Source organism: Devosia subaequoris (assembly GCF_014197055.1).
In the GTDB taxonomy this organism is placed as follows: Bacteria; Pseudomonadota; Alphaproteobacteria; order Rhizobiales; family Devosiaceae; genus Devosia; species Devosia subaequoris.
The window spans coordinates 239,607-253,648 of the sequence record NZ_JACIEW010000004.1; the positions used below are offsets into that span (position 1 = coordinate 239,607).

At 62.0% G+C, this 14,042-nt stretch carries 12 protein-coding genes; 6 read left to right on the forward strand and 6 right to left on the reverse strand.

The features are described 5' to 3' along the window. Positions 1 to 6: 6 nt before the first annotated feature. Complete coding sequence (locus tag GGR20_RS09820) at positions 7 to 1,209, forward strand: lytic murein transglycosylase (RefSeq protein ID WP_183311072.1); 1,203 nt, start codon at positions 7 to 9, stop codon at positions 1,207 to 1,209. Between the two features lie 75 nt (positions 1,210 to 1,284). Further along, entirely contained in the window at positions 1,285 to 2,478 is a 1,194-nt protein-coding gene (locus GGR20_RS09825; RefSeq protein ID WP_183311073.1) for an SGNH/GDSL hydrolase family protein, read from the forward strand. A 231-nt stretch (positions 2,479 to 2,709) separates the two neighbouring features. Here GGR20_RS09825 and GGR20_RS09830 read toward each other — a convergent pair whose 3' ends face one another. From GGR20_RS09830 to rsmI, 4 genes are all read right to left on the reverse strand, one after another. Beyond that, positions 2,710 to 3,336, reverse strand: a complete 627-nt coding sequence (locus GGR20_RS09830; RefSeq protein WP_183311074.1) for a MarC family protein — start codon at positions 3,334 to 3,336, stop codon at positions 2,710 to 2,712. A gap of 61 nt (positions 3,337 to 3,397) precedes the next feature. Then, positions 3,398 to 4,342, reverse strand: coding sequence for a glutathione synthase (gshB, locus tag GGR20_RS09835; protein WP_183311075.1), 945 nt, complete (start codon positions 4,340 to 4,342; stop codon positions 3,398 to 3,400). Positions 4,343 to 4,350: 8 nt separating this feature from the next. Further along, positions 4,351 to 4,737, reverse strand: coding sequence for a YraN family protein (locus GGR20_RS09840; protein ID WP_183311076.1), 387 nt, complete (start codon positions 4,735 to 4,737; stop codon positions 4,351 to 4,353). Continuing rightward, positions 4,706 to 5,593 (reverse strand): 16S rRNA (cytidine(1402)-2'-O)-methyltransferase, encoded by an 888-nt coding sequence (gene rsmI, locus GGR20_RS09845; RefSeq protein ID WP_183311077.1) that lies wholly within the window; start codon positions 5,591 to 5,593, stop codon positions 4,706 to 4,708. Before rsmI ends, GGR20_RS09840 begins: the two co-directional genes overlap by 32 nt. A 91-nt stretch (positions 5,594 to 5,684) precedes the next feature. Between rsmI and GGR20_RS09850 the strand changes: the two genes are divergently transcribed. After that, entirely contained in the window at positions 5,685 to 6,908 is a 1,224-nt protein-coding gene (locus GGR20_RS09850; protein ID WP_183311078.1) for a penicillin-binding protein activator, read from the forward strand. Positions 6,909 to 7,000: 92 nt separating this feature from the next. Here the strand turns inward: GGR20_RS09850 and pncA are convergent, their stop codons facing one another. Then, a complete protein-coding gene (gene pncA, locus GGR20_RS09855) occupies positions 7,001 to 7,636 on the reverse strand; it encodes a bifunctional nicotinamidase/pyrazinamidase (protein WP_183311079.1) in 636 nt (211 codons plus the stop codon). Then, complete coding sequence (pabB, locus tag GGR20_RS09860; RefSeq protein WP_183311080.1) at positions 7,633 to 9,417, reverse strand: aminodeoxychorismate synthase component I; 1,785 nt, start codon at positions 9,415 to 9,417, stop codon at positions 7,633 to 7,635. Before pabB ends, pncA begins: the two co-directional genes overlap by 4 nt. Before the next feature lie 244 nt (positions 9,418 to 9,661). Here pabB and dnaK point away from each other — a divergent pair, with 244 nt between their 5' ends. From dnaK to GGR20_RS09875, 3 genes are all read left to right on the forward strand, one after another. After that, positions 9,662 to 11,578 (forward strand): molecular chaperone DnaK, encoded by a 1,917-nt coding sequence (gene dnaK, locus GGR20_RS09865; protein ID WP_183311081.1) that lies wholly within the window; start codon positions 9,662 to 9,664, stop codon positions 11,576 to 11,578. 258 nt (positions 11,579 to 11,836) lie between these two features. Continuing rightward, positions 11,837 to 12,973 (forward strand): molecular chaperone DnaJ, encoded by a 1,137-nt coding sequence (dnaJ, locus tag GGR20_RS09870; RefSeq protein WP_183311082.1) that lies wholly within the window; start codon positions 11,837 to 11,839, stop codon positions 12,971 to 12,973. A 149-nt stretch (positions 12,974 to 13,122) separates the two neighbouring features. Beyond that, positions 13,123 to 14,040: a glycosyltransferase family 8 protein gene (locus tag GGR20_RS09875; RefSeq protein ID WP_183311083.1), complete on the forward strand. Its 918-nt coding sequence runs from the start codon at positions 13,123 to 13,125 to the stop codon at positions 14,038 to 14,040. The last annotated feature ends 2 nt before the right edge of the window (positions 14,041 to 14,042 follow it).

The following is a 14,042-nucleotide window of genomic DNA, read 5'->3' on the forward strand; positions in this document are numbered from 1 at the left end:
CGCAAAATGCTTACCCGGCTGGTGGTCCTGATCTGGCTGGCGCTGATTGGACCGGTTCTCGCCCAGCCTGCGGGGAGCTTTGATGCCTTCCTGGCCGATTTTCGTGGCGAGGCGGTTGCAGCCGGCGTCGACAGCGCTTTCTATGATGCCATAACATCGGGCATGACCCCCGATCCGCGGGTGCCCAAGCTGGTCGAGACCCAGCCCGAGTTCACCACGCCGATCTGGGACTATCTCGACACCCGAATTTCGGCTGGCCGCATCGCGCGCGGCAAAACCGCCATGGCGCGTCAGGCTGATCTCTTTGCGGCAGTGGGCCAGGCCTATGGTGTCGACCCCTATGTGCTCGGCGCCATCTGGGGCATGGAAACCGACTATGGCGCCGTGCTCTCCAATGACAGCCTGATCCGACCCATCGTGCGCTCGCTGGCCACCGTTGCCTGGCAGCGCCGCAGCCGCTTTGTCGAGGACAAGGCCGATTTCATCGCCGCGTTGAAACTGGCAGCCGCCAATGGTGGCACCTCGCCGGTGGGCTCCTGGGCCGGGGCCATCGGGCATTTGCAGGTCAATCCCGCCAATGTGCTGGCGCATGGCACCGATGGGGATGGCGACGGCCGCGTCGACCTGCACGCTTCCCTTGCCGATGCCCTGGTCACCAGCGCTGTCTATCTCCGCCGGCTAGGCTACCAGCCCGGGCTCGATTGGGGTTTTGAAGTCGTGGTGCCGGACGGTTTCGACTATCTGCTGGCCAGCCGGGAACAGTTGCGGCCCGTAGCTTTCTATGCCGAGCGCGGGATTGTCCGCGTGGCCAATCGACAGTTTGCCGATCTGACGACGCCGGTTTTTCTCTATGTCCCGGCCGGCAAAGACGGACCAAATTTTCTGATGACCGCCAATTACCTGGTGTTCAAGGGTTATAATTTCTCCGACAGCTACGCCATGGCGGTGGCGCATCTGACCGACCGGCTCAAGGGCAGCGGTCCTTTCGTCACCCCCTGGCCGCGCAACACGCAATTTCCCAATCTGGCGCAGCGCCGGGCCATTCAGCAGGCGCTGCAACAACTTGGCCATTATGACGGGGCAGTGGATGGCCGCATCGGCCCGATCACCCAGGCCGCCTATGCCCGGTTTCAGGCGCGGCGCGGCGAGATTGCCGATGGCTTCGTCACTCGCGACGCTTACGAGGCGCTGACTGCCGCGATCCGGTAACGGGATGGCGAGCGACGTGGTCAGGACCGGGCGCTGGTGCTAAAAGGCGGCCATCGCAGCTTTGCGGAAATAGGTATGAAACGGTTCGTTCTGGGTCTTCTGATTAGCCTTGTCATCCTGGCCGATTTCGGCCCGGCTTGGGCGCAGCCTATCCTGGATGACCGCACGCTGGTGGCCCAGGCTGAGCAGCCACGCCGCCGCACCCTATTTGACCTGCTGTTTGGTGACGAACCCCAAGCGGCGCCACAGGTGCGCCAGACCCAGCCCCGCCAGCAGACTGCTCCAAGCCGGGCCCCGGCGCCGGCGCCGGTGGCGCTGCCGCCGCCCAAGCCAGCCGCGGACAAGGCGGAAGACGCCACGCGCCTTGCTGTATTCGGCGATTCGCTGGCCATTGATCTGGCCAAAGCACTGGAGCGTTTTTACGCGGAGGACCCCAATCTTGTCGTTATCGGCCAAGGGGTCAGTTCCTCGGGCTTCGTGCGCGACGACTATTTCGATTGGAATGCCGCGCTGAGCGAACAGATTGCAGCCGACAGCTTTGATCTGGCTGTGGTGATCATCGGCATCAATGATAATCAGGCGCTTCGCAGCGGCGGACAGTCCCACGATCCGCTGAGCGAGGGCTGGACCAGTGCCTATCAAGCCCGGCTCAATCGATTTCTCGAGCAGTTACGGGCGGCGCGCAAACCGGTGATCTGGATGGGCATGCCCCCCATGTCGCGCAGCCAGTATTCGGCTGCCATCAACCAGATCAGCGCCTTGCACCGGTTGGCGGCGTTTTCCGGCGGGGCCGAGTATCTCGATATCTTTGATCGCTTTGCCGATGAGAATGGCAAATACACCGCCTATGGCCCCGATGTGAATGGGCAGAACGCCCTGATGCGCAAGGATGACGGGATCCACTTCTCCTCGGCTGGCTCGGACAAGCTGGCCTTTTATATCAGCCAGGCGATTCGCAGCTTCTATCGCGGGGGCCAAGTGAGCGTGGCCGTGGCCGATCCGCTGCAAGGCACTGATGCGGCAACCATGCTGCGCCCGCCCTTCCAGGGGCTGGGGCAGATTAGACTGCTTGAAGTGGCCGGCACGGTGATGCCGCTGGGCCGGGCGCCCGAGCGGGCCGGCGATCTGCTGACCGCCGGTTCGGCCATCAGTGCCCCGCCCACATTCCCGCTGGACCAACTGCTTGAAGCGCCGGTCGGCCGGGTCGACGCCTTTGGTGTCGGTATTTCACCCCAGAGCGAGGCCGAGACACGCAACAGCGCGCGCTAGAGCGATGCGGTGATCGGGGTGAGGATTTCGGAGCGGACCGCGCCGGTTCCGACCACGCTTGTGGCCATGATTGCGAAGATCAGCAAAGCCAGGGCAGCAGCGAGACGCATATGGAAAAATCCCTATCCGTAGAACTGCGCTATTCCTGCGTCCGGATACGTCACGGTGCAATCACAGGGTTAAGTCTTGCTTAACGCAGACAATTTTCAGCAAATTTGCGGAAAAGGCCCGCTAGCCGCCCAGCAGGCCGCTGGCCCTGATGCCATCGAATATGAATTGCACCGCCAGAGCCGCGAGTAGAATGCCGACAATGCGCGAGACCACCGACAGGCCGGTGAGGCCCAGCAGGCGCTGAATTGGAATGGCAATAAGAAGGGTCAGCCAGCACAGCGCCAGGATCACCACGATCGCGGCCAGCACCAGCCAAAATTCGAGGTCGGATCTAGCGCCAGTGGTCAGCAGGATAACGGCAGAAATTGCGCCGGGCCCAGCCATTAGCGGCATGGCAAGGGGAAAGACCGAAATATCCTGGCTTTGGCGCGCTTCGCGCTCTTCTTCATCGGTGGTGCCGGTGCCGCCCGAATGGCGGGCAAACACCATGTCGATGGCAATCAGCAGCAGGAGCACGCCGCCGGCCGTGCGCAAGGCGGGAATGGTGATGCCAAACATGTCGAGAATGGCGTTGCCCAGAACGGCGAAGAACAACAGGATCGCCAGCGCGATCAGCACACCGCGCGTGGCAAAGGTGCGGCGCTGGGCCGGCGTGTTGTCCTTGGTCAGGGCGGCAAAGATGAAGGCGATATCGGCCACACCAACAGTGGCGAACAGCGTGGCAAATGCGACGAGAAAGGTGTTCATGCAAGCTCCCCAGCCCGAGCCACAGCACTAGGGTATTTTGTCTGGGCAGGCAAACCCGGCGCTAGCGCCGCCGCCTTTCAATGGCATCCCAGATCAGCACCGCAATATCGGGGCCGCCGAAGCGCTTGATTTCGCGAATGCCGGTGGGGGAGGTGACGTTGATCTCGGTGAGATAGCCGCCGATAACGTCAATGCCGACAAAGATCATGTCGCGTTCTTTCAGCGCCGGGGCGATGGTGGCGCAGATTTCCTGCTCGCGCAAGGTCAGCGGGGAAAGCTCGGGGCGCCCGCCCACATGCATATTGGAGCGCGCCTCGCCGTCGGCGGGGATGCGATTGAGCCCCATCACCGGCTCGCCATCGATGATGATAATGCGTTTGTCGCCCTGGCGTACATCGGGCAAATAGCGCTGCACCATGAAAGGCTCGCGATAATTGGCCTCGAACAATTCGAGCAGGCTCGCCAAATTGTGGTCGCCCTCCTGGATGAAGAACACGCCGGCCCCGCCATTGCCATAGAGCGGCTTGACGATGATGTTGCCATGCTCCTTGCGGAAGGCCTGTATTTCGGCACGGTCGCGCGTCACCAGGGTCGGTGGCATCAAATCGGGAAAATCCGTCACCAGGATTTTCTCAGGCGCGTTGCGCACTGCGGCGGGCGGATTGACCACCAAGGTCCTGGGGTGGATGCGCTCGAGCAGATGGGTGAGCGTGATATAGTTCATGTCAAAGGGCGGGTCCTGACGCATCAGCACCACGTCCTGGGTGGACAGGTCCATCCGTGTCGCCTCACCCAGGGTGAAATGTTCTCCCTTTGGGGCATCGGCAACCGTGACTGGCTGGCAGAGGGCACTCACCACCTCGCCATTCAGCGAAAGCGTGTCTGGTGTGTAGTGCAGCAGCTCATGGCCGCGCGACTGGGCTTCGAGCATCATGGCGAAAGTGGAATCGCCGGTCGGGTTGATGGTGGCAATATGGTCCATCTGGACGGCGACTTTGAGCGACATGGCAAGACTCACGCTGCAGGAAAGGCGTTGATGAGATGGCGTGGCCAGCGTCCCGGTGCAAGGAAAATCACGTCAAAACGGAAATCCTTGCCGGTTTCGGCCGGGTGGCGCGCCTGCCAGAATTGGGCGGCGCGGGTGATGCGGCGGCGATTGATCGCGGCATGGGTCAGATGTTCGTCGGCATTGCGAGCCCGGGCCTTGACCTCGACGAAGACGATGATGCCGGCCCTTTCGACCACCAGGTCAATCTCGCCCATCGGAGTTTTGAAGCGGCGCTCGCGCAGGCGATAAAACTTCAACTGCAGGAACAAGGCAGCCAACATTTCGCCGCGATGGCCGGCCCGTTCAGCGGCGATGCGCCGCTCACTGGGCGTTTTTGAGGGCGAGCGCGGCATCATAGACTTCCTTGCGCTTGAGGCCGAACCGCGCGGCAATCTCATCGACCGCGGCGCGAAGCGCCTGTCCGTTCATGGCCTCGGCGAGAGCGGCTTGCCAGTCCTCGGCAGACGGCGCGCTTGGTTCGGCAGCGCCCGCGACGACAATGACGGCCTCGCCCTTGGTGCTTTCCTCGCTGAACTGCACTGCCAATTCGGCAAGCGAGCCCCGGAAGGTGCGCTCGAAGCGTTTGGTCAATTCGAGCGAGACGGCGGCTTGGCGATCGCCCAGCACGTCGCTCATGCCGGCAAGGCAAGCGGCCAGGCGACGCGGCGATTCGTAGAACACCAGCGTTTCACGTGAATCCTTGAGTTTTTCCAGCGCATTGGCTCGGGCACCCGCCTTGGGCGGCAGGAAACCATGGAACACAAAGGCGTCGGTGGGCAGGCCAGCGACGACCAAGGCAGAGAGCAGGGCAGAAGCGCCGGGAATCGGAAATACCGGCAGGTTTTGTTCGGCCAGCGCCCGGATCAGCGGAAATCCTGGATCGGAGAGCAGGGGGGTGCCCGCATCGGAGATCAGGGCAATGGCCGCTCCGGCGGCGACACGCGCGGCGATGTTCTCTGCCTTGTCGCGTTCATTATGCTCATGCAGCGCCTGACGCCGGCCCTTGATGCCGTAGTGGTCGAGCAATTTGGCCGAGGTGCGGGTGTCTTCGCACAGCACCAGTTCGGCGGCGGCCAGGGTTTCCAGCGCCCGCAGCGTGATGTCGCGCAGATTGCCGATGGGCGTCGCCACCACGTAAAGGCCAGGCGCCAGAGGCGGAGCGTCGAACCTGGTGCCGGCGATGAAATAGTCCCTGCCCGCCCCGCTCATTGTCCGCCCCCTACGCGTCTCAAACTTTGGTTAACCATATGCGGCGACCTTGTTAACACATTGTGAGCATTTGAAACGGCTTTGGATTGAAATGGGGGATCAAGAGGCAAGATGGAGCCGCCGCGCGGCCATGGTGGGCCTGGCCTCGGCGCTGGCTGCCTGTTCGCCTGGTACGCTGCAATGGGGGTCGCGCTCCTTCTCGCTGCCCTGGACGGGTAATGGGACAAGCAACGGCGGCCTGTCTCCGATCGCCAGCGCGCCCAGGGAACAATTTGGCCGCGGTCGCGTCAACGTCGCACTCTTGCTCCCGCTCTCGGGCAATGTGGCGCTGAGCCAATTGGGCACGGCGCTGGCCAATGCGTCAAAACTCGCCATCGGGTTCATCGAGGCCAATCCAAATATCGGGGAGAACATCACCATCTCGCTGCGCGACACCGGCGACAGTGCGGCGGGGGCCACTAGCGCCGCCAATGCTGCCGTGGCCGAGGGCGCCCAGCTGATCCTGGGGCCGGTGACGGCCGAACAGGTGACCGCCGCGGGGCAGGTGGCACGGGCGGCCAATATTCCGCTGATCGGCTTTGCCAATAACAGCGCGGTCGCCATGCCGGGCGTCTACGTTCTCAACATTCTGCCCGAAACCGAAATGAAGCGCGCGGTGCGCTATCTGCGCGATCAGGGCCGACGCGGGCCGGCCGGCATTTTTCCGGCGACACCCTATGGCGAGGCGCTGGCCACCGCGTTCCGGCAGCAGGCCATCGCCGCCGGGTTCAATCCCAGTGCGGTCTATACCTTTTCCGATATCAGTGAAGCGCAGCAGATCGTTGACCAGGCCCGGCCACTGATCGAGCGCGGCGCGATCGATTCCCTCGTAATGCCCGACCGGGCCAGCGCGGCGACCTTTGCGAGCCTCTTGGCGCAAGCCGGCGCCACTACGGAAACAGTGCAATTGGTGGGTTCGGCAGACTGGGCCAATGATTCAGCCTTGCTGCGCAGCCCGGCGTTGACCGGGGCGATCTTTCCGGCAGTGGACGAGGCGGGCCTCAATGCCATTCGTGCTGATTATGCGGCCCGCTTTGGCAGCAATCCGCCGCAGATGGCCACCATTGCGTATACGGCCACCATCCTTGCCAATGTGAATACTCTCTCATTGGCTACGCCGCCTTACGAGGCAAGCCTGATCACCAACCCAGCCGGCTTTGCTGGTCGCGACGGCCTGTTCCGGCTCCATGCCAATGGGCGGAGCGATTATGCGCTGGTGATCAAGCAGATTGCGGCTGGCGGGGCGACGCGCGCCGTAGACGGGGCGAAGATCTAGCGGTTCATCCGGCAGCGGCCCCGCCATTAGCTCTCGTGGCCTGGTCCGTTCAATTTTCCCCGTCGGGGAGCTTTGTCCCTGTGGGCTGCGGCCTAGCCCAGAATATCGCGGCTCTGGATGCGGGCGACGCCAGCCGCTTTCATGTCGGTCCAGGCCTGTTCGAGCGATCCATCGGCGTCGATTGCGCGTGTCGCGTCCTCGATGACCGTTACGTCAAAGCCTCCGGCGGCACCGTCCAGCGCCGTCCAGGCAACGCAGAAGTCTGTCGCCAGCCCCACCACATAGAGCCGCCCCGCATCACGCTCGTTGAGATAGCCGGCAAGACCGGTGAGGGTTTCGCGGTCCGCCTCCTGGAACCCCGAATAGCTATCGATGCTTCGATTGTAACCCTTGCGGATGATGAGCTGGGCATGGGGAATATTGAGGTCACGGCTCAACTCGGCGCCTTTGGTCTGCCACACGCAATGATCCGGCCAGAGCACCTGGGCGCCGTAATCGAGTTCAAGAATATCAAAGGGCTTCTTGCCCTCATGGTGGCTGGCGAAGGAAACATGATTGGCCGGGTGCCAGTCCTGGGTGAGGACGACATTGCTGAACTTGCTTGCCAGCTTGTTGATCAATGGCACGATTTCATCGCCGCCCGCCACTGCAAGGCTGCCGCCGGGCAGAAAGTCGTACTGTACATCGACAACGACAAGCACGTCTTGGGGCGTAATGGCGATGGTCATGCGTCAGGTGTCTCCAGCTCTACCCATTCGGCCCGGATCAGCCCGCGCACCGAATTGCCCAGCCAGATTGCATCGGCGATGTGCAGATCGGCAACCCCGAGCACACGCTCTTCTGCCCTGTTCGCAGCGATCAGCTCGGCGCGCAGCGTGCCGGGCAGGACCCCTGAGTCGAGGGGCGGAGTGAATAATCGTCCCTCGCGCTCGATGAACAGGTTGGTGAACGAGCCCTCGGTCAATTCGCCCCGCTCATTGGTGAAGACCAGTTCGTCCATACCATGCGTCTCATGCGCCCTTTGGCGGGGCACATCGTAAAAGGCACGATTGGTGGTCTTGTGGGCCAGCCAGATATTGTCGGATTGAAGAACTTCGTCCGCTATGGCGAAGCGGAATTTTTCCGGGGTCGGCGGCAGGGGCACCGCGCCGAGGTCGAGGCCGTCTTCAGACAGGGTCAGCCGCACCCGCATCGGTTCGGTCCAGTCCAGGGCACGCTCGGCCAAATAGGCCAGCACCTTCTCGCGCGTCACCGTCAGGTTGAAATAGGCCCCCGAAGCAATCAAACGGTCCAGATGCCGCTCCAGCAGCACATAGCCATCGTCTGGCGTCCATTTGAAAGTTTCGATCAGGGTGACCGGCGGGGCGGGATCAGACAGAAAGTTCAATTTGAGCAGGGCCTCCTCGTATTCATCGCGCGCCTCTGAATCCGCGACGATACCGCCGCCAATGCCAATCTCGCCGCGCCCTTGGCTGTCGATCACCGCGGTCCGAATGGCCACGTTGAAGGCGAAATCACCGTTCGGCGCCAAATAGCCGATTGACCCGGTATAGAGTCCGCGCGGGCTCGCTTCGAGGGCGTGGATGATTTCCATCGCCCGCAATTTCGGCGCGCCGGTGATCGAGCCGCACGGGAAGAGATTTTCCAGCACCTCAACAAAGTCCACGCCCGGACGCCTTCGCGCCCTGATGCCCGAGGTCATGGTGTGCAGGCTGCGATAAGTCTCCACCGAGAACAGGTCTGTCACCTCGACCGAGCCGATCTCGGCAATGCGGGCAAGATCGTTGCGCAGCAGGTCAACGATCATCAGGTTTTCAGCGCGGTTCTTTTCATCGGCGGCCAGCGCTGCCCGGCCCGCATCGTCTTCGCTGACCGTCCGCCCGCGCCGCAGCGTGCCCTTCATCGGTCGGGCGCCAAGGACATTTTTGACAGAGGAAACGAAAAGCTCGGGCGAGCGGGAGAGCACATGGTGATCCCCGGCATTGAGATAGGCGCCGTATGCAGTGTGCTGGCTCTGGGCCAGACGGCGATAGAGACCGAGCGGATCGCCCTCGAGTTCAAACTGCGCCTTGAAGGTGAGGTTGACCTGATAGCTGTCGCCGGCGGCAATCAGCGCCTTGACCTGCTCAAAGGGCTTTTCATAGTCCGCAAAGCTGGGGATGGGACTGACAGCAATGGCCTGACCATCAGGCGCCTCGGCCAAAATCTGCTGCACCTGGTCGACCCCGAGCCGCTGTGGTGCTGGGTAAAGTCCGAACCAGAGCAGCGGGGTCTTGCTGCGTTCGGGGAGAAGCGCTTCAAGCCGCTCCTCAAACACAAAGCCCAGCTCATAAGCGAAATAACCAGCAGCCCACAGCCCGTTCCGACCGGCCTCGGCGATTCGCGCAAGGGCCGCTCTTGCCTCGGCGGCGCTATGCGCCACCAGCACCTCGCGCGGGGCGCTGAACAGCAGATTCTGGCCCTCAGGGGCAAGATTGTCATGCAGCAATAGGGTGCCGGGCGTCGTCATCATGCGCTCTTAGGCGGTTTGTCCGCCGGGGGGAATCATCGAATGCGGACAGGCGCTTTATCGGGCATGCAGGAAATTCAGCAAGACGCGCGCTTGAAGCGTCAATGACACCCCCCTATATACGCCCCGAGGCCCCGCAAGGGGCGATTTTATAACCTATGAGGGACCCCGGCCCATCGGGCCAGGAAGCTGCTTTCCTTGAGAGGGCTTTAAATCGCGGGTTCGCTGAGAAAGAGGCAGAGTAATGGCTAAAGTCATCGGTATCGACCTGGGTACTACCAATAGCTGCGTTGCCGTCATGGACGGCACCAATCCCAAGGTGATTGAAAACGCTGAAGGCGCGCGGACCACTCCGTCCATGGTTGCCTTCTCCAAGGATGGCGAGCGTCTGGTTGGCCAGCCGGCCAAGCGCCAGGCCGTCACCAATCCAGAAAACACCCTGTTTGCCGTCAAGCGCTTGATCGGCCGCCGCTACGACGACAAGGTCGTGGCCAAGGACAAGGACCTGGTGCCCTTCAAGATCACCAAGGCCGACAATGGCGATGCGTGGGTGGAAGCCTCGGGCGAGAAGTATTCGCCGTCGCAGATTTCCGCCATGGTGCTGCAGAAGATGAAGGAAACCGCCGAGAGCTATCTCGGTGAGACCGTCACGCAGGCTGTGATCACCGTTCCGGCCTACTTCAATGACAGCCAGCGCCAGGCCACCAAGGACGCAGGCAAGATTGCCGGCCTTGAAGTGCTGCGCATCATCAACGAGCCGACCGCAGCGGCCCTCGCCTATGGCCTGGACAAAAAGAATTCGGGCACCATCGCGGTCTATGACCTTGGTGGCGGTACCTTCGACGTCTCGATCCTGGAGATCGGCGATGGCGTGTTCGAGGTGAAGTCCACCAATGGTGATACGTTCCTGGGCGGTGAAGACTTCGACATGCGTCTGGTCGACTATCTGGCCGACGAGTTCAAGAAAGAGCAGGGCATCGACCTGCGCGGCGACAAGCTCGCACTGCAGCGCCTCAAGGAAGCTGCGGAAAAGGCCAAGATCGAACTTTCGAGCTCGACACAGACCGAAATCAACCTGCCCTTCATCACCGCAGACGCTTCAGGCCCCAAGCACCTGACGCTCAAGCTCTCGCGCTCCAAGCTCGAATCGCTGGTCGATGACCTGATCAACCGCACCATCGAGCCGTGCAAGCAGGCCATGAAGGACGCAGGCGTCTCGGCCAGCCAGATCGACGAGGTTGTGCTGGTGGGCGGCATGAGCCGCATGCCCAAGGTTCAGGAAGCGGTCAAGCAGCTGTTCGGCAAGGATCCGCACAAGGGTGTGAATCCGGACGAAGTGGTGGCACTGGGTGCTGCTATTCAGGGCGGCGTGCTGCAGGGCGACGTCAAGGACGTGCTGCTGCTCGACGTGACCCCGCTCTCGCTGGGCATTGAGACCCTGGGTGGCGTCTTTACCCGCCTGATCGATCGCAACACCACCATCCCGACCAAGAAGAGCCAGACCTTCTCGACCGCCGAGGATAATCAGAACGCGGTGACCATCCGCGTCTTCCAGGGCGAGCGCGAAATGGCCGCGGACAACAAGCTGCTGGGTAATTTCGACCTGGCCGGCATTCCGCCCGCACCGCGTGGCGTGCCGCAGATCGAGGTGACCTTCGATATCGACGCCAACGGTATCGTCAATGTCTCGGCCAAGGACAAGGGCACCGGCAAGGAGCAGCAGATCCGCATCCAGGCCTCGGGTGGTCTTTCGGACGCCGATATTGAGCAGATGGTCAAGGATGCCGAGGCCAATGCCGAGGCAGACAAGAAGAAGCGCGAGGCCGTCGAAGCCAAGAACCAGGGCGAATCGCTGGTGCACTCGACCGAAAAGTCGCTGGCCGATTATGGCGACAAGGTCTCGGCCGATGACAAGGCTGCCATCGAAACCGCCATTGCCGATCTCAAATTGGTGCTGGAAGGCGACGATGCCGAAGCCATCAAGGAAAAGACCGCCACCCTGGCGGAAGCCTCGATGAAGCTGGGCGAAGCCATGTACAAGGCCAGCCAGGCCGAAGCTGAAGCCAAGGCCAATGGCTCCGACGATGATGGCGATGACGACGTGGTCGACGCCGACTTCGAAGAGGTCAAGGACGGCGACGACGACAAAAAGTCAGCCTAAGACGATCTGACTGAACTTTTGGAAAGCCCCGGTGGCAACGCCGGGGCTTTTCGTTAGAGCCGGTCCACCGCACCGAATCTGCCACTGAGGCATGGCTCGACGTTTCACGTGAATCCGGTGCGGTTGATCCATCCTGTTCCCCTTGCTAAGAGGCGCACGCCTGCCCATATGCGGGTTCAAGCGCCGACCTAGCCGGCCTTTCTTCATTGCAATCCAGCGCGACGACCAGACCGGCGCGACCGACAAAGAGAGTTCAACTTGGCCAAACGCGATTTCTACGAGGTGCTTGGCTGCCAGAAGGGCGCTGATGACGGCGCTCTCAAGAGCGCCTATCGCAAGCTCGCCATGCAGTTTCACCCCGACCGCAATCCGGGCAATGAAGAGGCAGAGCACAAGTTCAAGGAAATCAACGAGGCCTACGACACCCTCAAGGACCCGCAAAAGCGCGCGGCCTATGACCGGTTTGGCCACGCGGCATTTGAAAATGGCGGTGGCGCCCGAGGCGGTCCGGGTTTCGGGCCGGAATTTGCTTCCTCCATGTCCGATATCTTCGAAGACATCTTCGGCGATTTCATGGGCGGTGGCGGCGGACGGCGCAGCAGTGGGGCGTCCCGTATGCGCGGCTCGGACCTGCGCTACAATCTCGAAATCACGCTGGAAGAAAGCTTCGAGGGCCGGACGGTCGAGATCGACGTACCGACGCTGGCGACCTGCGAGACCTGCGACGGAGCCGGGGCCAAGCCAGGCACCGGTACCCATACCTGCCGCCAGTGTAACGGCCATGGCAAGGTGCGCGCCGCCCAGGGCTTTTTCACCATCGAGCGCACCTGCCCGGTCTGTCAGGGTCGGGGCCAGATGATGGATCAGCCCTGCACCGATTGTGGTGGACAGGGTCGGCATCAGCAGAACCGCAAGCTCAGTGTGGACGTGCCCCAGGGCATTGAAGACGGCACCCGCATCCGCCTTGCCAATGAGGGCGAAGCCGGAGTGCGCGGTGGCCCGCCGGGCGATCTTTATATTTTCGTTTCGATCAAGCCGCACCAGTTGTTCCAGCGCGATGGCGCAGATCTGTTTGCGCGCGTGCCCATTTCGATGACCACAGCGGCGCTGGGCGGCGAGTTCGAGGTGCCCACGCTGGGCAATGCCCGCGCCAAGGTGAAAGTGCCCGCCGGCACCCAGCCAGGCCAGCGCGTCCGCCTCAAGGGCAAGGGCATGCCGGTGCTGCGTTCAAAGGATGTGGGCGACCTCTATGTGCAGCTCGACATCGAGACGCCGCAAAATCTGAGCCGCAAGCAGCGCGAACTGCTCGAGGAATTCGCCCGGCTCGAAACCGGGGAAACCAGCCCGACCTCGGACGGTTTCTTCGATAAGCTCAAGAAGATGTTTGAGGCTTGATCGCGCAGATAAATCGCCCCGGTGGGGCGATTTTCGCGATCAAGGCCTGGAGAGCTATGCTCGACAGGCGGGTACGGCCAGAACGCTGCACGGTCTATTTGCGCCGGCGGCGCGATCTGAGGGCTCAAGGCCATGAGGCCTATGGCTGAATGGCACGCAGGAGCGGCGCGCTGGATGCCCAGCGCATCCATCACATGTCTGGGGGCCAAGCCGTGCATGACATCGTCCTGACCTTTGACGACAATTTCTGGGGCCCGGCCTATGCGACCATGCGCTCGCTCTGCCTGACCAGCACGGACCCCACAGCCCTGCGCTTCCGCGTTTTCCATACCGGGCTAAAGCCAGAGAATCTGGCGATCATCAAATCCATCGCCAGCGACTATGGTGCTGCGCTGCATCTGACCGATCTCCAGCAAAGCGACATTCTGGGCGCGCGCATCGCCGCCTTCCCGCGCATTCGCATGAAGCGGCTTAATCCGATTGTCTATGTGCGCCTGTTCCTGAGCGAATTGCTGCCGGCCGGGATCCAACGAGCGCTCTATATCGATGCGGACACCTTTGTGCGCAATCCGATCGAAAAACTGTTCGCCATCGACATGCAAGGCAAAGTGATTGCTGCCGCGCTGCAGCCGGACCGCATGCATTGCATTGCCGGGCGCGATCTCAAGGCGCGGTCGAGCTTTTCCATGGCCGAGCCCTATTACAATGCCGGGGTGATGCTGATCGATCTCGAGCGCTACGCCCAGGTCGATTTCATCGCCGGGCTTAAAGAATTGCCTCCCGGCGAGCTCGAACGATTCTATTACGATCAGGACATTCTCAATTACGTCCTTAAAGGGCAGTTCCTCGAGCTTGACCCACGCTGGAACATGCAGAACCCCGAGCCGGCGCATGAAGTGTTCGACCCGCACATCCTGCATTATTCATCCGACAGCCGCCCCTGGTGGCCCTGGGCGCGCGTGGCCTTCAAGCAGACCTATCGCCATCTGATGACCAATGCGCATTATTATCGCTACCAGCGCGAGCAATATTGGCGGCTAGTACGGCGGCTGTTGCGCCTGGGCTAGGG

What these genes read in the sequence shown, in the direction of transcription:
- GGR20_RS09820 (WP_183311072.1), top strand. Translation starts at nt 7, where the DNA reads ATGCTTACCCGGCTGGTGGTCCTGATCTGGCTGGCGCTGATTGGACCG.
- GGR20_RS09825 (WP_183311073.1), top strand. Translation starts at nt 1,285, where the DNA reads ATGAAACGGTTCGTTCTGGGTCTTCTGATTAGCCTTGTCATCCTGGCC.
- GGR20_RS09830 (WP_183311074.1), bottom strand. Translation starts at nt 3,336, where the DNA reads ATGAACACCTTTCTCGTCGCATTTGCCACGCTGTTCGCCACTGTTGGT.
- gshB (WP_183311075.1), bottom strand. Translation starts at nt 4,342, where the DNA reads ATGTCGCTCAAAGTCGCCGTCCAGATGGACCATATTGCCACCATCAAC.
- GGR20_RS09840 (WP_183311076.1), bottom strand. Translation starts at nt 4,737, where the DNA reads ATGCCGCGCTCGCCCTCAAAAACGCCCAGTGAGCGGCGCATCGCCGCT.
- rsmI (WP_183311077.1), bottom strand. Translation starts at nt 5,593, where the DNA reads ATGAGCGGGGCGGGCAGGGACTATTTCATCGCCGGCACCAGGTTCGAC.
- GGR20_RS09850 (WP_183311078.1), top strand. Translation starts at nt 5,685, where the DNA reads ATGGGGGATCAAGAGGCAAGATGGAGCCGCCGCGCGGCCATGGTGGGC.
- pncA (WP_183311079.1), bottom strand. Translation starts at nt 7,636, where the DNA reads ATGACCATCGCCATTACGCCCCAAGACGTGCTTGTCGTTGTCGATGTA.
- pabB (WP_183311080.1), bottom strand. Translation starts at nt 9,417, where the DNA reads ATGACGACGCCCGGCACCCTATTGCTGCATGACAATCTTGCCCCTGAG.
- dnaK (WP_183311081.1), top strand. Translation starts at nt 9,662, where the DNA reads ATGGCTAAAGTCATCGGTATCGACCTGGGTACTACCAATAGCTGCGTT.
- GGR20_RS09875 (WP_183311083.1), top strand. Translation starts at nt 13,123, where the DNA reads ATGGCACGCAGGAGCGGCGCGCTGGATGCCCAGCGCATCCATCACATG.